The organism is Sphingobium sp. GW821-FHT02B05, assembly GCF_059421905.1.
Genome location: NZ_JBWKVW010000016.1, coordinates 1 through 21,044, shown reverse-complemented (window position 1 = coordinate 21,044; position 21,044 = coordinate 1). Strand labels below are relative to the sequence as shown.

19 protein-coding genes are annotated in these 21,044 nt (G+C 64.6%); 8 read left to right on the top strand and 11 right to left on the bottom strand.

Annotated features, from left to right (window positions below; genetic code table 11):
* Positions 1–147 precede the first annotated feature (147 nt).
* A complete protein-coding gene (locus AC07UX_RS20730) occupies positions 148–1,635 on the top strand; it encodes a lipopolysaccharide biosynthesis protein (RefSeq protein WP_495193858.1) in 1,488 nt (495 codons plus the stop codon).
* A gap of 18 nt (positions 1,636–1,653) precedes the next feature.
* On the opposite strand, the gene AC07UX_RS20725 is transcribed toward AC07UX_RS20730, so the two are convergent.
* The gene (locus tag AC07UX_RS20725) at positions 1,654–2,079 is read right to left on the bottom strand and encodes a CBS domain-containing protein (protein ID WP_495193857.1); all 426 of its coding nucleotides are present in this window, start codon (positions 2,077–2,079) and stop codon (positions 1,654–1,656) included.
* A 73-nt stretch (positions 2,080–2,152) separates the two neighbouring features.
* On the opposite strand from AC07UX_RS20725, the gene AC07UX_RS20720 reads away from it, so the two are divergent.
* Complete coding sequence (locus AC07UX_RS20720) at positions 2,153–2,452, top strand: hypothetical protein (protein WP_495193856.1); 300 nt, start codon at positions 2,153–2,155, stop codon at positions 2,450–2,452.
* Positions 2,442–2,837 (top strand): acyl-CoA thioesterase, encoded by a 396-nt coding sequence (locus AC07UX_RS20715; protein WP_495193855.1) that lies wholly within the window; start codon positions 2,442–2,444, stop codon positions 2,835–2,837. Before AC07UX_RS20720 ends, AC07UX_RS20715 begins: the two co-directional genes overlap by 11 nt.
* Positions 2,838–2,912: 75 nt before the next feature.
* Here AC07UX_RS20715 and AC07UX_RS20710 read toward each other — a convergent pair whose 3' ends face one another.
* From AC07UX_RS20710 to hisS, 6 genes are all read right to left on the bottom strand, one after another.
* Positions 2,913–4,466 (bottom strand): DUF4139 domain-containing protein, encoded by a 1,554-nt coding sequence (locus tag AC07UX_RS20710; protein ID WP_495193854.1) that lies wholly within the window; start codon positions 4,464–4,466, stop codon positions 2,913–2,915.
* Positions 4,467–4,482: 16 nt separating this feature from the next.
* Positions 4,483–5,889 (bottom strand): DUF4139 domain-containing protein, encoded by a 1,407-nt coding sequence (locus AC07UX_RS20705; RefSeq protein WP_495193853.1) that lies wholly within the window; start codon positions 5,887–5,889, stop codon positions 4,483–4,485.
* Between the two features lie 150 nt (positions 5,890–6,039).
* A complete protein-coding gene (locus AC07UX_RS20700; RefSeq protein WP_495193852.1) occupies positions 6,040–6,963 on the bottom strand; it encodes a DUF4167 domain-containing protein in 924 nt (307 codons plus the stop codon).
* Positions 6,964–7,261: 298 nt separating this feature from the next.
* On the bottom strand, positions 7,262–8,095 hold the full coding sequence (gene prmC, locus AC07UX_RS20695) for a peptide chain release factor N(5)-glutamine methyltransferase (protein WP_495193851.1): 834 nt from the start codon (positions 8,093–8,095) through the stop codon (positions 7,262–7,264).
* A 93-nt stretch (positions 8,096–8,188) separates the two neighbouring features.
* Positions 8,189–9,283, bottom strand: coding sequence for a peptide chain release factor 1 (gene prfA, locus AC07UX_RS20690; RefSeq protein ID WP_495193850.1), 1,095 nt, complete (start codon positions 9,281–9,283; stop codon positions 8,189–8,191).
* A complete protein-coding gene (gene hisS / locus AC07UX_RS20685) occupies positions 9,283–10,545 on the bottom strand; it encodes a histidine--tRNA ligase (protein WP_495193849.1) in 1,263 nt (420 codons plus the stop codon). Before hisS ends, prfA begins: the two co-directional genes overlap by 1 nt.
* A gap of 142 nt (positions 10,546–10,687) precedes the next feature.
* On the opposite strand from hisS, the gene AC07UX_RS20680 reads away from it, so the two are divergent.
* Both AC07UX_RS20680 and ppa read left to right on the top strand, forming a co-directional pair.
* On the top strand, positions 10,688–12,607 hold the full coding sequence (locus AC07UX_RS20680) for a M61 family metallopeptidase (RefSeq protein ID WP_495193848.1): 1,920 nt from the start codon (positions 10,688–10,690) through the stop codon (positions 12,605–12,607).
* A 38-nt stretch (positions 12,608–12,645) separates the two neighbouring features.
* The gene (ppa, locus tag AC07UX_RS20675; RefSeq protein WP_495193847.1) at positions 12,646–13,194 is read left to right on the top strand and encodes an inorganic diphosphatase; all 549 of its coding nucleotides are present in this window, start codon (positions 12,646–12,648) and stop codon (positions 13,192–13,194) included.
* Between the two features lie 80 nt (positions 13,195–13,274).
* Here ppa and yczR read toward each other — a convergent pair whose 3' ends face one another.
* Positions 13,275–14,741, bottom strand: a complete 1,467-nt coding sequence (gene yczR, locus AC07UX_RS20670) for a MocR-like transcription factor YczR (protein ID WP_495193846.1) — start codon at positions 14,739–14,741, stop codon at positions 13,275–13,277.
* A gap of 90 nt (positions 14,742–14,831) precedes the next feature.
* On the opposite strand from yczR, the gene yczE reads away from it, so the two are divergent.
* Together yczE and AC07UX_RS20660 are read left to right on the top strand one after the other, a co-directional pair.
* A complete protein-coding gene (gene yczE / locus AC07UX_RS20665) occupies positions 14,832–15,431 on the top strand; it encodes a membrane protein YczE (RefSeq protein ID WP_495193845.1) in 600 nt (199 codons plus the stop codon).
* Between the two features lie 138 nt (positions 15,432–15,569).
* Positions 15,570–16,757, top strand: coding sequence for an NHL repeat-containing protein (locus AC07UX_RS20660; RefSeq protein ID WP_495193844.1), 1,188 nt, complete (start codon positions 15,570–15,572; stop codon positions 16,755–16,757).
* A 4-nt stretch (positions 16,758–16,761) separates the two neighbouring features.
* On the opposite strand, the gene AC07UX_RS20655 is transcribed toward AC07UX_RS20660, so the two are convergent.
* Positions 16,762–17,256: a hypothetical protein gene (locus AC07UX_RS20655; RefSeq protein ID WP_495193843.1), complete on the bottom strand. Its 495-nt coding sequence runs from the start codon at positions 17,254–17,256 to the stop codon at positions 16,762–16,764.
* Between the two features lie 86 nt (positions 17,257–17,342).
* Here AC07UX_RS20655 and gyrB point away from each other — a divergent pair, with 86 nt between their 5' ends.
* Positions 17,343–19,844: a DNA topoisomerase (ATP-hydrolyzing) subunit B gene (gene gyrB / locus AC07UX_RS20650; protein WP_495193842.1), complete on the top strand. Its 2,502-nt coding sequence runs from the start codon at positions 17,343–17,345 to the stop codon at positions 19,842–19,844.
* Between the two features lie 227 nt (positions 19,845–20,071).
* On the opposite strand, the gene qatD is transcribed toward gyrB, so the two are convergent.
* Together qatD and AC07UX_RS20640 are read right to left on the bottom strand one after the other, a co-directional pair.
* On the bottom strand, positions 20,072–20,800 hold the full coding sequence (gene qatD, locus AC07UX_RS20645; RefSeq protein WP_495193841.1) for a Qat anti-phage system TatD family nuclease QatD: 729 nt from the start codon (positions 20,798–20,800) through the stop codon (positions 20,072–20,074).
* The coding region (locus tag AC07UX_RS20640; protein WP_495193840.1) for a hypothetical protein at positions 20,797–21,044 on the bottom strand (248 nt) is incomplete at its 5' end. The genes AC07UX_RS20640 and qatD, both read right to left, overlap by 4 nt.

The following is a 21,044-nucleotide window of genomic DNA, read 5'->3' as shown; positions in this document are numbered from 1 at the left end:
GATGGCAGCGCCCCGTCCGGTGAAAAGCCCTCTAGGTGGGTCAGCCCGAACCGTCAAACCCTTTTTGCATTTTTGTTTCACATTTTTTTGGGGGTTGTCGGGTAAAGCCTGTTCTACAGCGCTTACAAGGACGGGAATGGTAACCCAATGACATTGCAGGATGCCGACGCGAATGACGCGGGTTTCGGCGCACGCATCAGAAGCGCCATCTTCTGGCGGTCGGGTAGCCAGATCCTGTCGCAGATGATGAGCTGGGTGGTGACGCTGGCCGTCATCCGGTTGCTCGACCCCAAGGATTATGGCCTGTTCGCCATGACCCAGGTGATATTGAATTTCGCCACTTTCCTGAACGGCTATGGGCTGGTGAGCGCACTGGTGCAGTCGGACAAGGTCGAGCCGCACCGCTTGCGGCAGGCCTTTACCATCATGCTGTTGCTCAATGGCGCGCTCGCGCTGCTGCAACTGGCCATCGCGCCGCTGGCCGCCGATTATTATGCCCAGCCGATGGTCGCCGACCTGCTGCGCGTGCAGGCCCTGCTCTACCTGTCCACCCCGTTCATCTCCGTGCCTGAAGCCATCATGGGCCGGGCGCTGGATTTCAGGCGCCCGGCGTTGGTGAACCTGATCGCCGCCATAGCCTCCGCCGCGATGGCGCTCACCGGCGCGCTGTCGGGATGGGGGGTGTGGACGTTGGTGTGGGCGCCGATCGCGGGTTTCTGGGTCAAGGCTATGGGCTATGTCGTCGCCACCGGGTTCAAGCCCGTCCCCAGTTTCGATTTTCGCGGGACCGGCGCGATGGTCGCCTATGGCGCGTCCTTGCTGGGCGGTCAGCTGTTCTGGATCGTCCAGAGCCAGGCCGATATCTTCATCGGCGGCCGGGTGCTGGCACCGCACCAGCTGGGCCTCTATGCCGAAGCGCTGTTCCTGACCCAGATTTTCGTCAGCAAATTCGTGCCGCCGCTCAACGACGTCGCCTTCCCCGCCTATGCGCGGATGCAGAAGGATGTGCGCCGCGTGGCCTGGTCCTTCTGCAAGGCGGTAAAGCTGCTGTTGCTGCTGACCTGTCCCATTTACCTGGGCATGGCAGTGACGGCGGAGCCGCTGGTCGAGACATTGTTCGGGCAGAAATGGCTGGAAATGGCGCCCTTCGTCGCGATCCTGGCGCTGGCCATGCCGTTCATGACCTTGCAGGTGATGTTCGCGCCGGTCAGCAATGCTCTGGGCCGACCCGGCACCACCGCGCGGGTCGCGGCGGTCGGCGCGGTGCTGATGCCGGTCGCTTTCCTGATCGGCATCCAGTTCGGGGCGATCGGCCTGGCCTGGGCCTGGCTGGCGGCCTTCCCCGTGCTGACGGGCGTGACCGCATGGCTGGCCGGGGGGCCGATGGGATTGCGATTCGTCGACCTGATTCGCGCCGCGGCGCCGGGGCTGGGCTGCGCCGTGCTGATGGCCGGCGTGGTGATGATGGTCGATCGCCTCTTGCCGCCGCTGGCTGCGCCGGTGCGCCTTGGCATATTGGTGCCGGCAGGCGGGCTGGCCTTCCTTGCCGCATTGATGCTGTGCGCGCGCGGGACGTTGATGGAGTTGGTGGCGCTGGTGGTTCGCCGGGCGCCACCGATGCAGGCGCCCGCATAAGGCGAGCGCCCTGCCCTTTCACGCCGTCTGGATATAATCGCGCAGCGAAGCCGCTTCCGATTCGATGCTGTCGATGCGATATTTGACGAGATCGCCGATCGAGATCATGCCCACCAGCGCGCCGTCGACCACGACCGGCAGATGGCGGATGCGCCGCTTCGTCATCAGCGACAGGCCATGGATGACGGGCGTGTCGTCCGCGATGGTGATGGCAGGAGCGGTCATCACCTCCCCGACGCTGTGGTCCAGCGCGGCCGGCCCGTCCGTCGCCACACGATAGACGAGGTCGCGTTCGGAGAAGATGCCGACCACTTGGCCATTGTCGACCACCGGGACACAGCCGATTCGTCGCTCCGCAAGCAGTTGCACGACGGATTGCACGCCATCGTCCGGATGCACGCTGATGACGTCGTTCTTGCCCTGCAAAATCGCTGCGATGGTCATGACCACTCTCCATTGTCTGAGACATTTCCCATGGACGCTTGATGATCCCACTTTCCACGCGCAAAATAAAGGGATGACGCGCAAACAGGCCCTGGATGACCCGGAAATCGCGGCGACCGCCTGGGCGCGGTTCCGGCGCATGATGGCGTGGATGGCATTGGGTGGTGCGCTGTGCGTCGCGATAGCGTTATTCTTCCTGCACCGGCGGTCCGGCGACCTGCCGATACATATGGTGATCGCCACGATTTTGGGCGTATGGCTGACCTTCATGCTGGGGACCGGACTGATGGCGCTGGCCTTTCTATCGAGCGGAACCGGGCATGACGATCAGGTGATGGACAGGGCGAAGGACGAGGTGCCGCTTGACGATTGAGGCAGAAACCGGCGCGAAACGCGGTGAGGTGGTGCTGCGTCTGGTCCCCCACCTGACCGACATCAACGCCAATGGCCATATTTTCGGCGGCTGGGTGCTCAGCCAGATGGACATCGCCGGCGGCATCGTCGCGTCGCGGATCGCGCAGGGCGCGGTGGCGACCGTGGCGATCGAGAGCATGACGTTCATCACCCCGATCCTGCTGGGCGATGTCGTGTCGGTCTATGCGACCGAAGAACGGCGCGGCCGGACGTCGGTCGCGATCCGGATCGACGTGGTGGCGACGCGCGGCATCGAACTGGAGGAAGTGGTACTGACCAGCGGCGTCTATACCTTCGTGGCGCTGGATACGGAGCATCGGCCGCGACCCTTGCCTGTGGTTTGACCGTCCGGCGAGATTGGCGTCGGGCTTTGCGCCATCACCGTTCGCGTCGAAGCGGACGGATCCTGGATATTGTCCTTACCGCCGCAACGCTTCGCGGTAGGACCGGGCGATCTTGTCATTGGCGGGCACCGTTACGCGCCAGACCCAGGCGTTGCCGCGCCGTTCCATGTCTGTCGGCCGCGGGCTGATATCGTGGGGGATGGTGACCTCCGCCACGATCGGGAAGGCGCGGGCGTTGCTGAGCGTCAGGGTCCAGTCGCGGCTCTTGCGCGCCTGCGCCGTCTGCTGGACGAGGATGCGAACGTCGGGGCTGGCGCTCAGGTCGTAATCGATGCGTTCGCCCTCCGCCTTGTCGCCGATATCGGCTTCGCCGGCGAGCAGGCGCAGGCCCTGGACCTGTTCGAACAGGGCGACCTGCCCCGATGGCATGGCGAGGCCAAGCCCGTCTTCCTTGCGATTTTGCACACGCAGACGCAGCGTCATCGGAATCGCCCCGCTGGTCGGGGCAAAGATGTTGGCGCCGTAGAGTCGTTCGACTTTCACGCCCGCCTGGCGGAGCAGCGCGACCTGTTTTTGCGCCTTGGCCGCCACATCGACGGTGACAGGCACGCGGTAGAGCTTGAGGTCGCCGACATCTTCAGGAGGCGGGGGTGGTGGGGGAGGCGGCGGCGGCGGGGCCATGACGGGCGTCGGCGCGAACAGGCGGTTCGTGCGGCGCTGGGCCGTGACGACGACGTCCTGCGCGCCTTCCATCATCATCGGCTCTGTCAATTGAACCGGAAACAGTTCCCACACCGGATGAGTGCTGGTGATGTCCATCGGCCAGCATCGCAGGCGCAGCGGACCGCCGGTGGGGCGGGGCCGGACGCCACGGCGTTGCTTGTTGGGCTGACCGGCGATGACGTTCAGTTGCGCGTCGGCAAAGCCGGTGACGCCGCCATTGGCGACCGTGAGCCAGGCCATCAGGTCCAGCCCTTTGCCATCCTCCCGCATGTCGGCGACATAGTTGGCGGCCCAGTCGAACCCTTCGGCCAGATAGGTGAGTTCGAGGCGCGCACGGGTCGGTCGGTCGCTCGACGCGATCATCGACAGGGTCGGGCGCGGCGACAGGGCGGCGGGCGCGCGGGGATAGAGCATGCGTTCGGGCAGGCCGCTGCACCCCAGCGCTTCATAGCCCTGCGCCGTCTGGACGATGACGCCGCCCATCGGCCCGGCAGAGAGGATCGCATCCTGCTCCGTCACCTTGCCGGTCCTGCGATCGGTTCGGCGGAGCGTGACGCTGCGCTTGAGATAGGCGTCGACCAGCCCGGCGGGCGAGAGGAGGCGGGCGTCGCGATTCTTTTCGCGCACGCCGCGCGGCATGCCGGCCAGGATCGCGGTTTCGGGCATTAGCCCTTCGGCGACGCCTTCGAACCGGATCGTCGATTCGCCCTGCGGCAGGTCGACCTCCCGGATTTCGGTGATGAGGGCATAGCCGCCTGGCCAGTTGCGGTCGATCGCGCCCTTTGCCCGGCCCGGTGCGCGATAGACGGTGACGGAGACCGAATCGGCGCGCGGGGAGACGATCGTGCCGGCCCGAACCGGGACCGCGATCGCCCACAGGAGGAAGATGATCAGGAGTCGCGACACGCGGGCGCCGCTCCGGTCAGTAGCGCGAATCGAAGGTGACGCCGAGATCGACCGTGCCGTTGGCGGGTACGGGTACGCTCCATTCCATCCGGTCGGCCGAAACGCGCTTGCCTTCCAAAGTCTGGGCAGTGGCGCGGGTGTCGCCCCACAGACCCTGTTGGGCAAGGTCGATCGTCACCGCTTCGGGCCGGGCGTTCGTCAGCGTGTAGCGCATCCTGGTTTCCCAGCGGCTGCCGCCCTTTTTCATACGCTGTTCCACGGTCGGGCGGACCTTGACGTCGAAGGCTTCGCCGGTGCGCAGCGCCATGGAGGAGCCCATCGGCGTATGGTCTATACTGTTTTCGCCGATAAATTGCGGATTGCCGCGTGCGTCGCGCATATAGACGCGGATCGTGCCGGCGGGCAGTTGATCGCCGAGGCCGCCATCCTTCGACGTCGAGAATTTGAGGACGCTCGATGCGCTCATCGGTTCGGCCGCGCTGCCGAGCCAGCCATTGACATATTCATAGGTGGCGCGCGCCGGAGCGCCCTTCACTTCGAGGAAGCTGACCTGCTTCTGCTGGGCGTTGGCGATCGTGGTGCGGGCGGCCAGCGGATAGAGATAATAGTCGCCCAGCCGTTCGCGCGGGCCGCTTTGGGTGCCGGCCTGATCGATCGCGCCGCTCGACCCCTGCCACCAGTTGGAGCGACCACCGCCATTGGCGGGGTTGCCCGCGACCAGGATGGTCTTGGCATTGGTGAAGGTCGTGCCGGTGTTGTTGGTGAGCGTGACCCAGCCCTGCATGTCCATCGCTTGCCTGGCCGCGTCGAACAGGGCGACATAATCGGCCGTCCAGCCCAGATTGGGCGTGAGGTAGGAGAGGCGGGCGGGCACCGTGCCGGCGCGATCCGCCTGCACCGTGACCGACAGGGTCGGGCGCGCGCGCAGATTGGCAGGTACCCGGTCGAACACCACGCGCACCGGCAGACCGTCGTCGCGCAATACCTCTATGCGGGTGCCGATTTGCAGCACGATGCCGCCATTGGCCGCCAGCACCTTCGCCCGTTCCCGCGTTTCCGCGCCGGTCGCCGGATTGGTGCGTATCAACGTCACCTCCTGCCCGACCGCCTTGTCCATCAGCTTGTCGGGGGACAGGAGATCATAGTCGAAATTCTGTTCGACGATGGCGAGGCCGGGGCCGGACAGGTTGACCGTTTCCGGGCGGATGCGCGCGGACACGTCGGGAAATTCGACGCGGTTGCGGCCGGCGGTCATGGCGAGTTGCCGGTCATCCTGCACCAGCGACTGGCCGCCATTATAGATGGTGACGGCGACGTCGCCCTGCGCCGTGGCGCCGGTCGGGTCGGCCGCGCTCTGGCTTTGGGCCAGAGCGGAAGCGGGGAGGGCGGTCAGCAGCAGGGACAGCAGATGCGCGGCTTTCATCGGCAACTCTCCAGATATGTGAAGGCCTTGTGCCGGATTGCGAGCCAGTTGCAAAGCTGGCTTCGTCACGCCCTGCCGAAAAGATGCGGGCGACGAAAAAGGGGACGGCACCGCATGGCGCCGTCCCCTTTTTTTCCGTCCGCCGATCGCTTATTCGGCGGCTTCGGTCGCTGCGCGCGGGCGACGGGTGCGCTTCTTGGGCGCTTCCTCGGCCGTTTCGGCATCATTGTCGGCGCGCGCGATCGAGGGCGGCAGGACGGCGAGGTCCAGCCCTTCCTGGCTTTCTTCGGCAGCGGCCTTGCGCGGGCGACCACGACGGGCGCGGGGCGCTTCGGCGGCTTCTGGTTCGGCGGCGGCAGCGACAGGCTGCGGTTCGGCGCGGGGGCGAAGCTGCGGCTTGGGCTTGGCTACAGGCTGCGGCGCGTCGATCGCGGGATTGCCGGCCGGACCTTCCACACCCAGTTCCTGCTGCGGCGCGTCACTATCCGCCACGAAACGGTCACGGCGGGGACGGTCGCGGCGGTCATTGTTGCGCGGGCCACGGCCATCGCGATTGTCGCGCTGATGATCGCGCGGCTCGCGGGCTTCACGGCCTTCTTCCTGACCCTGACCCTGACCCTGACCCTGACCCTGACGATCGGCGCGATCGCGGGGTGCGCGATCATATTGACCCTGGTCGCGCGGCGTGCGGTCATATTGCGGCTGGGCGTCGGCGCGGAAATCGTCATTGCCGTCGAAGCCGGTGTCGAAATCGTCACCATCTTCGTCGAAATTGCCTTCCTCACGAGGGCGGTAGCGCTGCTGCTGCTCCTCCTGACGGGCACGATTGTCGGCGAGCACGCGGAAATAATGATCGGCAAATTGCAGATAATATTCGGCATTGACGCGGTCGCCCGCCATCTGGGCATCGCGCGCCATATTCTTGTATTTCTCAAGAAGCTGGGTCGCGTTGCCGCGGGCGCGGTTGTCGATGCGGTTACCGTTGTCGCCACCGCCCCGATTGTTGCCGTTGGGACGTCCGTTGTTATTGTTCCGGCCGCGATTGCGGCGGCCGGCCTGCCGGTTGTTGATCAAGATATGATCCTTGCGTTCGCTATGACAAAATTCACTGAAAACACTGTTCAGTCGCCATCCCCAAGCACAGCCTGCTCTTCAGGCCGTATTCGGCTCCGCCAGGCATGATCCTTCGGATCATTCCCCCAGCTGCCACCGGCGCCTGCGCAGCGAGCGCCGTCATGACTATAAGGAGCAGAAAATCGGCCTTTTCTATCAACGATCTAAACGATCATGTCACAAGATAGAGCCGTTCCTGTAATCGATGTAATGGCTTTCCACGGATAAACCAAGCAATTTTCGCTTGTCCGATGGTAAATCACCCCTTGTTCAGTCCAGGACGGGTGGCGATGAGGCAGCGATCATGCCCCGCCAGATCGCGCCGGGCGACGATATCCAGACCCTGTTCGTGCAGCAGGGCCGAGACGCTGGCCTTCTGATCATAGCCGATTTCGATCGCCGCCATGCCGCCCGGCGCGATCAGGCGCGGGAGGTCTGGCGCGATGCGGCGATAATCGTCCAGGCCATCGGTGCCTGCGAACAGCGCGCTGGCCGGTTCGTGCAGCACATCGCCCGACAAAGCGAGGTCGGCGACGATATAGGGCGGGTTGATGAGCAGCAGGTCGAAGGGGCCATCCACATCCCGCGCCCAGTCACCGAGGCGGAAGGCGGCCCGATCGTCCATGCCGAGGCGCGCCGCATTGCCCTGCGCCACGGCGAGGGCGGGGGAGGAAGCATCTATGCCCAGACCCTGCGCCTGCGGCCACTGCGCCAATGCGGCGAGCAACAAGGCGCCGGAGCCGGTGCCAAGGTCGAGGATGGAGGCGGGCGCGCGGCCGGCGAAATGATCGACCGCCGCCTCGATCAGCGTTTCGCTGTCCGGGCGGGGGATCAACGTGTCCGGCGTGACGGTCAGGCTGATCGTCCAGAAATCGCGCATGCCGGTGATATGGGCGATCGGCTCGCCATCCAGCCGGCGGGCGAGCAGGGCGGCAAAGCTTTCGGGGACGGCGAGGTCGCGCTGGCGCAGCAGCAGGTCGCCGCGCGCAAGGCCCAGCGCATGGGCCATCAGAAGTTCGGCGTCGAGGCGGGCTGTGTCGCTTGCGACAGCGAGTTGGACAGTCGCCGCGCGCAGGGCGTCGGGGATGGTCATGCCTTGATCCTCAGATTCTCGGTTAAGACCGCACGCTCGCTGCGCTCGCTACCCACCCCGAACCATCCCTTGAAAGGAAAGGGCCAAAATCTGTCACCCCACCCCGTCCAGCTGGGCGAGGCGGGCGGCCTCATCCTCCGCCACCAGCGCGTTGATGACGTCCGACAGTCCCGGTCCTTCCAGGATTTCGGGCAGGCGGTGCAAAGTCAGGTTGATGCGGTGGTCGGTGACGCGGCCCTGCGGGAAATTATAGGTACGGATGCGTTCGGACCGGTCGCCCGATCCGACCATCGCCTTGCGCGCGCCGGCCTGTTCGCTGTGGGTGCGTTCGCGTTCGGCCTCGTAGATGCGGGCGCGCAGCACCTGCATCGCCTTCGCCTTGTTCTTGTGCTGCGACCGTTCGTCCTGCTGAGTCACCACGATGCCGCTGGGCAGATGGGTGATGCGCACGGCGGAGTCGGTGGTGTTGACGTGCTGGCCGCCAGCACCCGATGCGCGGTAGATGTCGATCTTGAGGTCGCTATCGGCGATCTGGACGTCCACTTCCTCCGGTTCGGGGAGGATGGCGACGGTTGCCGCGCTGGTGTGGATGCGCCCGCCGCTTTCGGTGGCGGGGACGCGCTGGACGCGGTGGACGCCACTTTCGAATTTCAGCTTCGCGAACACGCCAGTGCCGTTGACGCTGGCGACGACTTCCTTGAACCCGCCCTGTTCCGACGCATTGGCCGAGAGCAGCTCCATCTTCCAGCCCTGCGCGTCGGCATAGCGTTGATACATGCGGAACAGGTCGCCGGCGAACAGGGCCGCTTCATCGCCGCCTGTGCCGGCGCGGATTTCCAGCATGGCCGGACGCGCATCGGCCGCGTCGCGTGGCAGCAGTTGCAGCGCCAGCGCGCGTTCGGCGCCGGGCAACTGGCTGCGGATCAGCTGCATTTCCTCCTGCGCCATTTCGCGCATCAGCGGATCGGCGTCGGGATCGCTGCCGCCGCCGGCCATCACGTCCAGCGCGGCCAGTTCCTGCCGCAGGCGGCGCACTTCATGCGCTGCGCGGGCGACCGGCTCGATCTCCGCATATTCCTTCGACAACCGCACGAACGCTTCGGGCGCGAGGTCGGCGCGCGTCATTGCCGCCTGCACCTCGTCCCGGCGCGCCTCGATCTGCGCGATGCGTTCGGCGGAAATGTGCATCAGAGCGCCGTCACCGTCCCGATCAAAGCATCCAGCCGCACGGCCTGCTGTTCGCCAGTGCCCAGGTTGCGCACGGCAGCCTCGCCCTTCGCCAGTTCGTCGTCGCCCAGGATGATGGCCCAGGCGGCACCCGACGCATTGGCGCGCTGCATCCGCTTCTTCATATTGCCGCGATAGCCCATGTCGCATGCGACACCAGCGCGACGCAGGTCGGCGACGATGCCCGTTGCCTTCGTTTCGGCAGCTTCACCCATGGGAATGAGGACTATGGCGGGCTTGTCGATGGCGGGCGTGTCGATCAGCATCGCCAGCCGCTCGATCCCCGCCGCCCAGCCGACCGCCGGGGTGGAGGGACCACCCAGATTTTCAATGAGGCCGTCATAGCGGCCGCCGCCCAGCACCGTCCCCTGCGCACCCAGCCGATCGGTGATGAATTCGAACGCGGTATGGCGATAATAATCGAGGCCGCGCACCAGCCGGGCATTGCGTTCCCACGCCACGCCTGCCGCATCCAGGCCGCTCGTCACCTTCTCGAAAAAGCTGCGCGCTTCGTCGGTCAAATAGGCGTCGATGTCCGGCGCGCTGTCGGCGACCGGGCGGTCGCGCGGGTCCTTGCTGTCCAGGATGCGCAGCGGGTTGCGGTTCAGCCGGTCGAGGCTTTCTTCCGACAATTGATCGCGATGCGCTTCGAAATGGGCGATCAGCGCGGCGCGCCAGGCGTCGCGGCTCGGCCCGTCGCCCAGCGTGTTGAGATTGAGCGTGACGCCTTCGGAGACGCCCAGTTCCCTGAGCAACTGGTCGGCCAGCACCAGCAGTTCGACGTCTGCACCCGGCTCGCCCGCGCCCAATATTTCGGCGTCGAGCTGATGGAACTGCCGGAAACGGCCCTTTTGCGGGCGCTCATAGCGGAACAGCGGGCCGTGCGTCGCGACCTTCAGCGGCGCATATTGCTGCCAGCCTTCGGTGATGTAGGCGCGGCTGATGCCGGCGGTGAATTCGGGGCGTAGCGTGATGCTGTCGCCACCGCGATCCTCGAACGTGTACATTTCCTTCGAGACGACATCGGTACTTTCGCCCAGCGACCGGGCGAAGACGGCGGTGGATTCGAACACCGGCACTTCGACCCGCTGGAAACCATAGAGTTTGCGCACCCGGTCGAACGTCGCGACCACATGGGCGAAGCGTTCCGCAAACGCCTCCGCCGTGCCGCCCAACATGTCCTGTGTGCCGCGTACCGGACGCGGGGTTTCTTGTCTCGCCATGGGGCAGCGCCTTTAACGGCAATTCACCCCCTTGGAAACGCGCTTTTTATGGCCGCCCATCAGGGGGTGGACGCCGCCGTCCTCCCTCGCCATGCTAAAGGGATAAGGGCTGTCCGGCCCCGCCAAATTTCTGGAGACCTTCATGATCCGCAGCATCGCTGCCGCCCTTTGCCTTTCCACGGCCATCGCCAGCCCGATTTTCGCGCAGGACGCGATCCGGTCCAAGCCGACCGCCCTGCCCGTCGACAGCGGCGCACCTGCACCAAAGGACATCCCCTATCCGGGCGGCACCATCAAGCTGGAGGTCGATGCGACCGACACGGTCCAGCGCATATTCCGCGTGAAGGAAACCATCCCGGTCGCTGCTGCCGGTCCGTTGACGCTGATGATGCCGGCCTGGCTGCCGGGCAACCATGCGCCGCGCGGGCAGGTCGAAAAACTGACCGGCCTGACCTTTACCGTCAATGGCCAGACCGTGGCGTGGAAGCGCGATCCGCTCAACGTCTTCGCCTTCCAGATCGACGTGCCGCAGGGCGCAACCGAAGTTGTCGCGCAGTTCCAGTTCCTGTCCGCGACCCAGCCCAATCAGGGCCGCGTCGTGGTGACGCCCAAGATGCTGAACATCCAGTGGGAAAGCGTGTCGCTTTATCCGGCCGGCTATTATACCCGGCAGATCCCGATCCAGCCGACCGTGACCTATCCCGCCGGCTGGCAGGCCGCGACGGCACTGCGCGGCACGAAGAGCGGCAATGCGATTGCCTATGAAACCATCGACTATGAAGCGTTGCAGGATTCGCCGGTGTTCGCCGGCACCCATTTCAAGGCGGTGGACCTGGGCAGCAACGTCACGCTGAACCTGGTCGCGGACGATGCCGACGAGCTGGACTACAAGCCCGAGCAGATCGCCAAGCACAGGAAGCTGGTCGCCGAAGCGGGTTCGCTGTTTGGCACCTATCATTTCAACCATTATGATTTCCTGCTCGCCATTACCGACGAGATGGGCGGCATCGGGCTGGAGCATCATCGCAGTTCCGAAAATCAGGTGGAGCCGGGCTATTTCAAGAGCTGGGACAAGGGCGAGGCGCTGCTGGACCGCAACCTGTTGCCGCATGAATTCACCCATAGCTGGGACGGCAAGTTCCGCCGCCCCGACCTGTTGTGGACGCCCGATTTCAACGTGCCGATGCAGGATAATCTCCTGTGGGTCTATGAAGGGCAGACGCAATTCTGGGGCTATGTGCTGGGCGCGCGGTCGGGCCTGTTCAGCAAGCAGGAAACTCTGGACGCCTATGCCCAGATCGCGGCCAAGCTGGACACGGCGGTCGGTCGCCAATGGCGCCCGATGGAGGACACCACGCTGGACCCCGTGATCTCCGCCCGCCGGCCCAAGGGCTGGACCAGCTGGCAGCGGTCGGAGGATTATTATAATGAAGGTCTGATGATCTGGCTGGAGGCCGACGCGATCATTGCCAAGGCGACGCGCGGCAAGAAGGGCCTCGACGATTTCGCCAAGGCTTTCTTCGGCATCAATCCGGGCGACTGGGGGCAGGTCGTCTATAATCGCGGCGACGTCATCAAGACGCTCAATGCCATCGCGCCCTATGACTGGACCGGCTTCTTCCAGAAATATGTCGACAGCACGACCAAGGAAACGCCCAAGGGCGGCTTCATCCTGGGCGGTTACAAGCTGGTCTATGGCGAGGAGCCGGGCGCGATCACCAAGGCGGCCGAGGGCGCCAGCAAGATGGTCGACCAGAGTTTCGGCATCGGTGCGATCGTCAAGAATGACGGCGAAGTCAGCGGCGTCATCTGGGACAGCGCGGCGTTCAAGGCGGGACTGGTGACGGGCGCCAAGATCCTGGCGGTCAATGGCGACGAATATTCCGGCGACGTGTGGAAAGCCGCGATCAAGGCCAAGGCGCCGATCCAGATCATCCTAAAGCAGGACAAGTATTATCGCACTTTGACACTCGATTATTCAGGTGGCCTGCGCTATCCGCGCCTGGAAAAGACGGGAGAGGGTGAAGGCAGCCTCGACAAGCTGCTCAAAGCCAGAACCTAAAGCCATTCCCAACGCAACATGAAGCAGAAGGCGTTTCCATGAACATCGAACTGATCCCGGTCGGCGACGATCCGCCAAACAGCCTGAACGTCATCATCGAAGTCCCCGTCGGCGGCGAGCCGGTGAAATATGAGTTCGACAAGGCCAGCGGCGCGCTGTTCGTGGACCGCATTCTGCACACGCCGATGCGCTATCCGGCCAATTACGGCTTCGTGCCGCACACGCTGTCGCCCGATGGCGATCCGCTGGACGCGCTGGTCATCGCCCGCTCGCCCTTCGTCCCCGGCTCCGTCGTGCGGGCCCGCCCGATCGCCGTGCTGAACCTGGAAGACGAAGCGGGCGGCGACGAAAAGCTGGTCTGCGTGCCGGACAACAAGACCTTCCCCTATTATGCCGACATCAGCGAGAAGGACGACCTGCCCGGCATCGTGATGGAGCAGATCGAACATTTCTTCACCCACTATAAGGATCTGGAAAAGACCAAGTGGGTCCGCATCGGCACCTGGGGCGGGGCGGAAGACGCCAAGCAGATCACGCTGGAAGCGATCGAACGCTATAAGGCGAGCAAGGCGGAAAAGGCGGCATAAAGCCGGTTTTTCGCAGTTTAATTGGCAATTTGAAAAGGCCGCGTGGAGTCATCCACGCGGCCTTTTTGCTTACCACTGCCCTATATCAACCGATCCGCGTCCAGCGCCATGGCGAGCGAATCGCGGCCCTTGGGCATGCGCGCATGGAGGCGGGCGTCGGCCTCGACCAAGCGCTCGATCCCGGCCTCCAGCTGATCCTCGGGCAGGGTGAAGGGCAGGCGCATGAAGCGTTCGAACGCACCGCTGACGCCAAAGCGTGGGCCCGCGGCGATGCGCACGCCCAGACTTTCGGCCAGCGCGGCCAGCGCCGTCGCCTCCGCGCGCGGCAGTTCCGCCCAAAGCGACAGGCCGCCCGCCGGCGATTCGACCCGCCAATGGGGCAGGCGCCGCTCGATAAGCCCCAGCAGATGGTCGCGCCGTGCCCGCAGCATGCCGGCCCGTTCGCCCAGGCCCACATCGGCGTCGATCAGTTGCGCGACGGCGATCTGCTCCACCACCGGGCTGGCCATGTCCATCGTCGTGCGCAGCCGGCCGAGCGCGGCGACGGTCTGCGGATCGGCGCGAATCCAGCCGACGCGCAGCCCACCCCAAAAAATCTTGCTGGCCGATCCAAGCGTGATGACCTGCCGCCCCGACGGATCGTGCATGGCCACGGGCGGCGGCGGTGCGAAATCAAGCCCCATCGCCACCATGGTTTCATCTACGATCAGTGGCGTATGGCTGCGCGTCGCGGCGGCGACCAGCGCGCGGCGCGTGACCGGGTCCATGCTGCGCCCGGTGGGATTGTGGAAATCGGCGATGACATAGGCGAAGCGCGGCGACGTCTGGCGGAAGGCCGCCTCCATGGCGTCCACGTCCCACCCCTGCGCGGGCAGGCCGACCGGCACCGGCACGACATGGGCGCGCTGCAAGGCCTGAATCGCATTATGATAGGTCGGATGGTCGATCACCACCCGGTCGCCCGGCCCGGCCAGCCATTTGAGCAACAGCGAAAAACCCTGCTGCGCACCGTTGGTGACCATGATCTGGTCGGGATGAGTGGGACAGCCGCGCCGTTCATAATGCGCCGCGATCGCCCGGCGCAACACCGCTATCCCCAGCGGATCATAGCCAAGGTCGCCCAGATAGGCGGGCAGCGCCTCCACCGCATGGGCATAGGCCCGCGCAACGCCGGGCGCAGCGGGCAGGGCGGCATGGGTCCAGTTGAGCAGGTTGCCGCTGCTGCCGCCTACGTCGCGCTCGTCCGGCGGCATGTCGCCGCTGCCGGCGGGCAAGCGGGTGACGCTGCCCGATCCCTGCCGGCTTTCCAGATAGCCTTCATCCCGCAGCCGGTCGAATGCCGCCGCGACGGTGGTGCGCGACAGGCCGAGCGCGGCGGCCAGTTCGCGCTCGCCCGGCAGGCGGACATTGAGACCCACGCGCCCGTCCAGCACCAGCATGCGGAGCGCCTGCGCCAATTGGCGATAGGCCGGCTCCGCGCTGTCCTGCGCGCGCCAGGCGCCAAGCAGGCGAAGCAGGGAAGGCGGGCGGAGCAGGGAAGTGGACATGGCAGTCGTTCCAATGGAATGATCGATCAAGGCCATTTACGCCAGACTGGTCCTTTTGGAAAAGGCCAATTGTGCGGAATAAGCCTGGTCATGATGCAGCGCCGCCTATTTCAGCTTTTCTGGGGCCTTGCCCTTTACGGCTTTTCCATGGCGCTGATGCTGCGCGCCAATCTGGGCCTGTCGCCCTGGGATGTCCTCAATCAGGGACTGGCGCCGCGCCTTGGCCTCAGCTTTGGCATGACGGTCAACCTGATCGGCGCCATCGTGCTGCTGCTCTGGTGGCCGCTTCGGCAACGGCCGGGTATCGGCACGATCGCCAATATCCTGGTCATCGGCACGGTAGTGGACCTGTCTCTGGCGATCCTGCCGATACCGGAAGGCTATGCGATGCGCGGCCTGTGGCTGGTCGCCGGGATCGTCCTCAACGGCATCGCCGGCGGTGCCTATATCGGTGCGGGAATGGGACCGGGGCCGCGCGACGGGTTGATGACGGGCCTGTGCCGCCGTACCGGCTGGCCGGTCAAATGGGTGCGCACCAGCATAGAGATCGCCGTGCTGGCGATCGGCTGGATGCTGGGCGGCACGGTGGGGGTGGGCACCATCCTTTATGCCGCGACGATCGGCTGGATCGTCCACCATGCCCTGCCCTTCTTTCAAATTGCCCCGGCGGAGCGTCCGGCTCAGACCTGACGCGATGCCCCCTCGACCGGCCGACACTTTCCTATCGTCGGCCGGTCATTTTCTCTTTGAAACTGGGCATTTGGCGATTGACCGGGGCAGGCAGACGGGCATGATCCGGCACATATTCCCGATCCAGGAGCATCTTTCATGCGCCCCTTCCTCGCCGCCATCCTGATCCTGCCGCTGACCGCCGCGTCGGCGCCACACGCGCCTGCGCTCGCCCCGCTCAGCTTCGAAGAGGTGGCGCCTGCGGGCACGAAGATGCCCCGATTCAAGGTCGACGCCGCCTGGCCGGCGATGCCCGACGACCTGCTGCTGGGGCAGGTGAGCGGCGTGGCGGTGGGACCGGACGATTCGGTCTGGGTGGTGCATCGGCCTCATAGCCTGACCGCTACCGATACCGGGCTGGCCCAGAATCCGCCCATCGCCGCCTGCTGCAAGCCGGCGCCGCCGGTGGTGCGTTTCGGCAAGGATGGCCGCTACATCGGCGGCTGGGGCGGGGCGGCGATGGCGCCGACGATCGATGGCGTGAACCAGTGGCCAAGCAGCCTGCACGGCATCTTCGTGGACGGGGCCGGCAGCGTCTGGTTCGGCGGCAATGGCGGTGGCGACCATGTGGTCATGAACTATAGCCCGGAAGGCCGATATATCCGCAGCTTCGGGCGGCGCGAAAAGACCGGCGGTAACGATGCGACCGACCAGCTGGGCAATCCGTCCGACGTCAATCATTCGGACGGCATGGTGCTGATGTCGGACGGCTATACCAACCGGCGCGTGATCGGCTTCGACGCGAAGAGCGGCGCATATAAGGGACGATGGGGCGCCTATGGCAAGGCCCCCAGCGGCCCCGTGCTGAAAGGCGCGTTCGACCAGAGCCATGCCGTGGACCCCAGCCAGGTCGCGGACCCACAGGCTGCGATGTTCGGCAGCATCGTCCATTGCGTGGTGCCCACGAAGGACGGCCATCTCTATGTCTGCGACCGCAACAACAACCGCGCGCAACTGTTCAAGCGGGAGAAGGATGGCGGCCTGACCTTCGTGCGGGACGTCGCGGTGGCGCCCGAGACGGGCGGCACCCATACGGTCACCGACATCGCTTTCTCACCCGACCCGCAGCAGACCTATATGTATGTCGCGGACATGATGAACGGACGCATCTGGATATTGGAGCGCAAGACGCATGCCGTACTGGGCGCAATCGGCCGGGTCGGACGGCAGGCGGGGCAATTCACCTGGCTGCACAGCATCGACACGGATAGCGAAGGCAATATCTACGCGACCGAGGTGAATACGGGGCGGCGCGTGCAGAAGCTGGTCTTCACCGGGATCGAGTGATCGTTCAGCCCGCGATCGACCGTATAGAGGCGCTGGCGACCCATCCGCTGGCGCAGGGGCCGGCATAGGGCCGTTTGCGTTCCACGGGGGACGCGACGCCGCAATCGCCCTCTTCGGCCGGCTGACCGGGGGCGCGGGCCGGGGGAACGACCACACCCAGCCATTTCTGGTCGATGCTGCGCGTGCATATCCATGCCCGTTGCCCCTCCACCAACACCGCCAACGGCTTTGCATCGTCAAAGGGTGCGGCGCGCAACGCCAAACCACCCGCGCCGACACGGGTCACCTGGCCAAGGCCCCCACACGCATCCATGCGGGCGCCATCTTCCCCGATCGTCACCGGCCGCGCGACCGGCGCATCCATGCGGCTTTCCGTCACGTCGGCGCGCGGGGCGCCGGCCAGCGAACTGTTGGGCAATTCCTCATAAACGTCATTGCTGCGCGAGCAGCCCGCAAGGGCCAGCAGGGGCAGGATCAGCAGGGCGGGGACGATGCGCATATATGCCGTGATAGACCGCGCCGGATGCCAGCGAAAGGTGCCATGTTTCGCTTTAGTTTCATGCCCGCTTTCCCTATATGCTCGGCATGAGCGAAGAACCCGTAAACTCCCCCAACAGCAATGAATATGGCGCCGACAGCATCAAGGTGCTCAAGGGCCTCGACGCCGTGCGCAAGCGGCCGGGCATGTATATCGGCGATACCGACGATGGCAGCGGCCTGCACCATATGGTGTTCGAGGTCAGCGACAATGCGATCGACGAAGCGCTGGCGGGGCATTGCGACCTGATCACCATCACGCTGAACCCCGACGGGTCGGTCAGCGTGGAGGATAATGGCCGCGGCATCCCGACCGGCATCCACAAGGAAGAAGGCGTGTCGGCGGCCGAGGTCATCATGACCCAGCTGCATGCGGGCGGTAAGTTCGAAAATACGTCCGACGACAATGCCTATAAGGTGTCGGGCGGCCTGCATGGCGTGGGCGTTTCGGTGGTGAACGCGCTGTCGGAATGGCTGGACCTCAACATCTGGCGTGACGGCAAGGAACATTGGATGCGCTTCGCCTATGGCGATGCGACCGCGCCACTGAAGATCGTGGGCGATGCGCCAGAGGGCAAGAAGGGGACGCGCGTCACCTTCCTGGCGTCGACCGAAAAGGCGCCTGGCGACGGCGGCACCTTCAAGAACCAGACCGAGTTTGATTTCGAGAAGCTGGAGCATCGCTATCGCGAGCTGGCCTTCCTCAACAGCGGCGTGCGCCTGTTTCTGGTCGATGCGCGCCATGAGGAGAAGAAGGAGGTCGAGCTGTTCTACGAGGGCGGCATCGCGGCCTTCGTGAAATATCTCGACCGCAACAAGTCGGCGATGATGCCGGAGCCGATCGCGATTTCGGGCACCCGCGACGATGTGACGATCGATGTCGCGCTGGAGTGGAACGACAGCTATTACGAGAACGTCCTCTGCTTCACCAACAACATCCCGCAGCGCGACGGCGGCACGCATCTGGCCGCCTTCCGTGCGGCGCTGACCCGCACGCTCAACAATTATGCGGAAAAGTCGGGCGCGCTGAAGAAGGAGAAAGTGAGCCTTACCGGCGAGGATATGCGCGAAGGCCTGACCGCCATCGTGTCGGTCAAGCTGCCCGATCCCAAATTCAGCTCGCAGACCAAGGACAAGCTGGTCAGTTCCGAAGTGCGCCAGCCGCTCGAAAGCCTGATGGCCGACAAGATGGCCGAGTGGCTGGAGGAAAATCCGGCGCACGGCAAGATGATCGTGCAGAAGGTGATCGACGCCGCTGCCGCCCGCGAGGCGGCGAAGAAGGCGCGTGAACTGACCCGCCGCAAGGGCGTGCTGGACATCGCCAGCCTGCCCGGCAAGCTGGCCGACTGTCAGGAACGCGATCCCGCCAAGTCCGAACTCTTCCTGGTCGAAGGCGATTCGGCGGGCGGATCGGCCAAGCAGGGGCGCAATCGGCACAATCAGGCGATCCTGCCGCTGAAGGGCAAGATATTGAACGTCGAGCGCGCGCGGTTCGACAAGATGCTCTCGTCCAAGGAAGTCGGCACGCTCATCCAGGCGATGGGCACCGGCATCCGCGACGATTTCAACCTGGAAAAGCTGCGGTACCACAAGATCGTCATCATGACCGACGCGGACGTCGACGGCGCGCATATCCGCACGCTGCTGCTGACCTTCTTCTATCGCCAGATGCCGCAGATCATCGAGGGCGGGCATCTCTATATCGCCCAGCCGCCGCTCTACAAGGCGACGCGGGGCCGGTCCGAAGTCTATCTGAAGAATGAAGCGGCGCTGGAGCAATATCTGGTCGACAATGGCGTCGAATCGATGGCGCTGGAAACCGCCAAGGGACCGCGCACCGGGGAAGATCTGCGCAGCCTGATCGAACATGCCCGTCGCATGCGCGCGGTGATGCGCTATGTGCCGCGCCGCTATAATCCCGCGATCATCGAGGCGTTGAGCCTGAATGGCGCACTGGACCCCGAACTGTCGGCAGACGCGCAAGCCGAACGGCTGGCGGCGACGGTCGCCTGGATGGGTGCGCAGGATTCCGAAGGCCGCTGGACCGGCAGCGTCGCCGAAGAAGGCGGATTCCATTTCCAGCGGCTGTGGCGCGGCGTCACCGACCATCATGTGATCGAGGCCGGGTTCGTCGGATCGGCGGAGGCACGCAAGCTGCACAGCATCGCGGCCGAAGATGCCGCCAGCTATCTGACGCCCAGCCGCCTGATCACGGTCAAGGCGCTGGCGGCCGAAGCGAACGACGACGACCTGCCCGCCGCGCCGACCAAGGGCGCGATGGTCACGCGGCCGAGCGAACTGCTGGACGCGATCCTGACCGCCGGGCGCAAGGGCCTCGCCATCCAGCGCTATAAGGGACTGGGTGAAATGAACGCGGAACAGCTGTGGGAAACCACGCTGGACCCGGACAATCGATCGATGCTGCGGGTCGAGGTGGAGCAGGCGGACGTCGCCGACGAAATCTTCACGCGCCTGATGGGCGATGTCGTCGAACCGCGCCGCGAGTTCATCCAGGACAATGCGCTCAACGTCGCCAATCTGGACGTCTGAGCCATGAGCTGGCGTTTTCGGCTCAGTTTGGGAAATGGACGGCTCAGAATGGGAATTTAGCGGCTGTTGTGGGAAATGTCGGCTTAAATCTGGAAAAGGGTGGCTGGTTTCTGAAGAAGCAGGGCTCTGCAGTGATGAGCTGCCGCTCAAACCCGGCTTAGAATACCCTGCCGATCGGACCGGGCCGCTAGCAAACAGCCCGGTCCTACAACCGATACTTTCACTTACTAACGCTCCGCCAGCCGCCGTAGGTTACCCTTTATTCGCGACGCAAGTTCTTTGCGCGGGACCCTGCTAATCGCTTCCAAATCGGCAAGGCAATCATAGGCCTGCCACGGCATCAGTGGGTTATCCCCATCACGAGCAAAAGGCGCGTCGGTCTCCGTAAGCAGTCGGTCGAACGGCATCGCCGCCGCCAATTCACGTCCCTTCCGCGAACGCAACATCGCAGGTCCAATTGAGAACCAGCAACCCAATTCAATCGCCCGTTCCAGTTCCTTCACTGTTCCACTGAACCAGTGAAGGATTGGGGTTCCGGCGTCAGGGTGACGTTCGAGCACATCGAATACCGCGGTGGCGGCGCCGCGAGAATGGATCGTCATGATGCGTCCGCCCAGGTTCGCGCATTCGGCAACGATGCGATCGAAAACTGTCTTCTGTAGGTTGAGCGACTCGCGATGAGGCGGACTTCCATCAATCCCGATTTCCCCGACATATCGAGCCTCTGGTAGGAGTCCGCAAAGAAGCGGCACTTCCTGATGGCGCTGCGAAACGATCTCCGGGTGCAGGCCGAGCGCAACCCTAACCCGTTTGCGATCCCCCACCAGCTTCTTCGTTCCGCGCCAGGCCTTGGGTGTCGTCGTGACCGCCAAGACATAAGTTCCCCGTGCATCGACTTCAGCGAGCACGGCTTCAGGATCGGAATAGAGGTCAATATGGCAGTGAAAGTCGATCAAGTGACACCAAGATGGGCGTGGAGCGCAGACAATTCTGCGATGCCACGCCGAACGACCTCACGATAGGGCGCAACGTTGCCAAGCATACGTGCGTTCATCGCACCGCCAATCAACTCGTCGATGCCGTGTCGGTTAACTGTCTCGATTGCCATTGCGACCGATCTAACGTCATCGAACCGAGCATGACGCAAATCGTTCTGTCCCAACGGATCGTACTTGTATCCGTTCGTCGTGTCGTCTCCCT

What these genes read in the sequence shown, in the direction of transcription:
- gyrB (WP_495193842.1), top strand. Translation starts at nt 17,343, where the DNA reads ATGAGCGAAGAACCCGTAAACTCCCCCAACAGCAATGAATATGGCGCC.
- prfA (WP_495193850.1), bottom strand. Translation starts at nt 9,283, where the DNA reads ATGCACATTTCCGCCGAACGCATCGCGCAGATCGAGGCGCGCCGGGAC.
- AC07UX_RS20730 (WP_495193858.1), top strand. Translation starts at nt 148, where the DNA reads ATGACATTGCAGGATGCCGACGCGAATGACGCGGGTTTCGGCGCACGC.
- ppa (WP_495193847.1), top strand. Translation starts at nt 12,646, where the DNA reads ATGAACATCGAACTGATCCCGGTCGGCGACGATCCGCCAAACAGCCTG.
- AC07UX_RS20655 (WP_495193843.1), bottom strand. Translation starts at nt 17,256, where the DNA reads ATGCGCATCGTCCCCGCCCTGCTGATCCTGCCCCTGCTGGCCCTTGCG.
- AC07UX_RS20680 (WP_495193848.1), top strand. Translation starts at nt 10,688, where the DNA reads ATGATCCGCAGCATCGCTGCCGCCCTTTGCCTTTCCACGGCCATCGCC.
- AC07UX_RS20705 (WP_495193853.1), bottom strand. Translation starts at nt 5,889, where the DNA reads ATGAAAGCCGCGCATCTGCTGTCCCTGCTGCTGACCGCCCTCCCCGCT.
- yczE (WP_495193845.1), top strand. Translation starts at nt 14,832, where the DNA reads ATGATGCAGCGCCGCCTATTTCAGCTTTTCTGGGGCCTTGCCCTTTAC.
- AC07UX_RS20660 (WP_495193844.1), top strand. Translation starts at nt 15,570, where the DNA reads ATGCGCCCCTTCCTCGCCGCCATCCTGATCCTGCCGCTGACCGCCGCG.
- prmC (WP_495193851.1), bottom strand. Translation starts at nt 8,095, where the DNA reads ATGACCATCCCCGACGCCCTGCGCGCGGCGACTGTCCAACTCGCTGTC.
- hisS (WP_495193849.1), bottom strand. Translation starts at nt 10,545, where the DNA reads ATGGCGAGACAAGAAACCCCGCGTCCGGTACGCGGCACACAGGACATG.
- AC07UX_RS20720 (WP_495193856.1), top strand. Translation starts at nt 2,153, where the DNA reads ATGACGCGCAAACAGGCCCTGGATGACCCGGAAATCGCGGCGACCGCC.
- yczR (WP_495193846.1), bottom strand. Translation starts at nt 14,741, where the DNA reads ATGTCCACTTCCCTGCTCCGCCCGCCTTCCCTGCTTCGCCTGCTTGGC.
- AC07UX_RS20725 (WP_495193857.1), bottom strand. Translation starts at nt 2,079, where the DNA reads ATGACCATCGCAGCGATTTTGCAGGGCAAGAACGACGTCATCAGCGTG.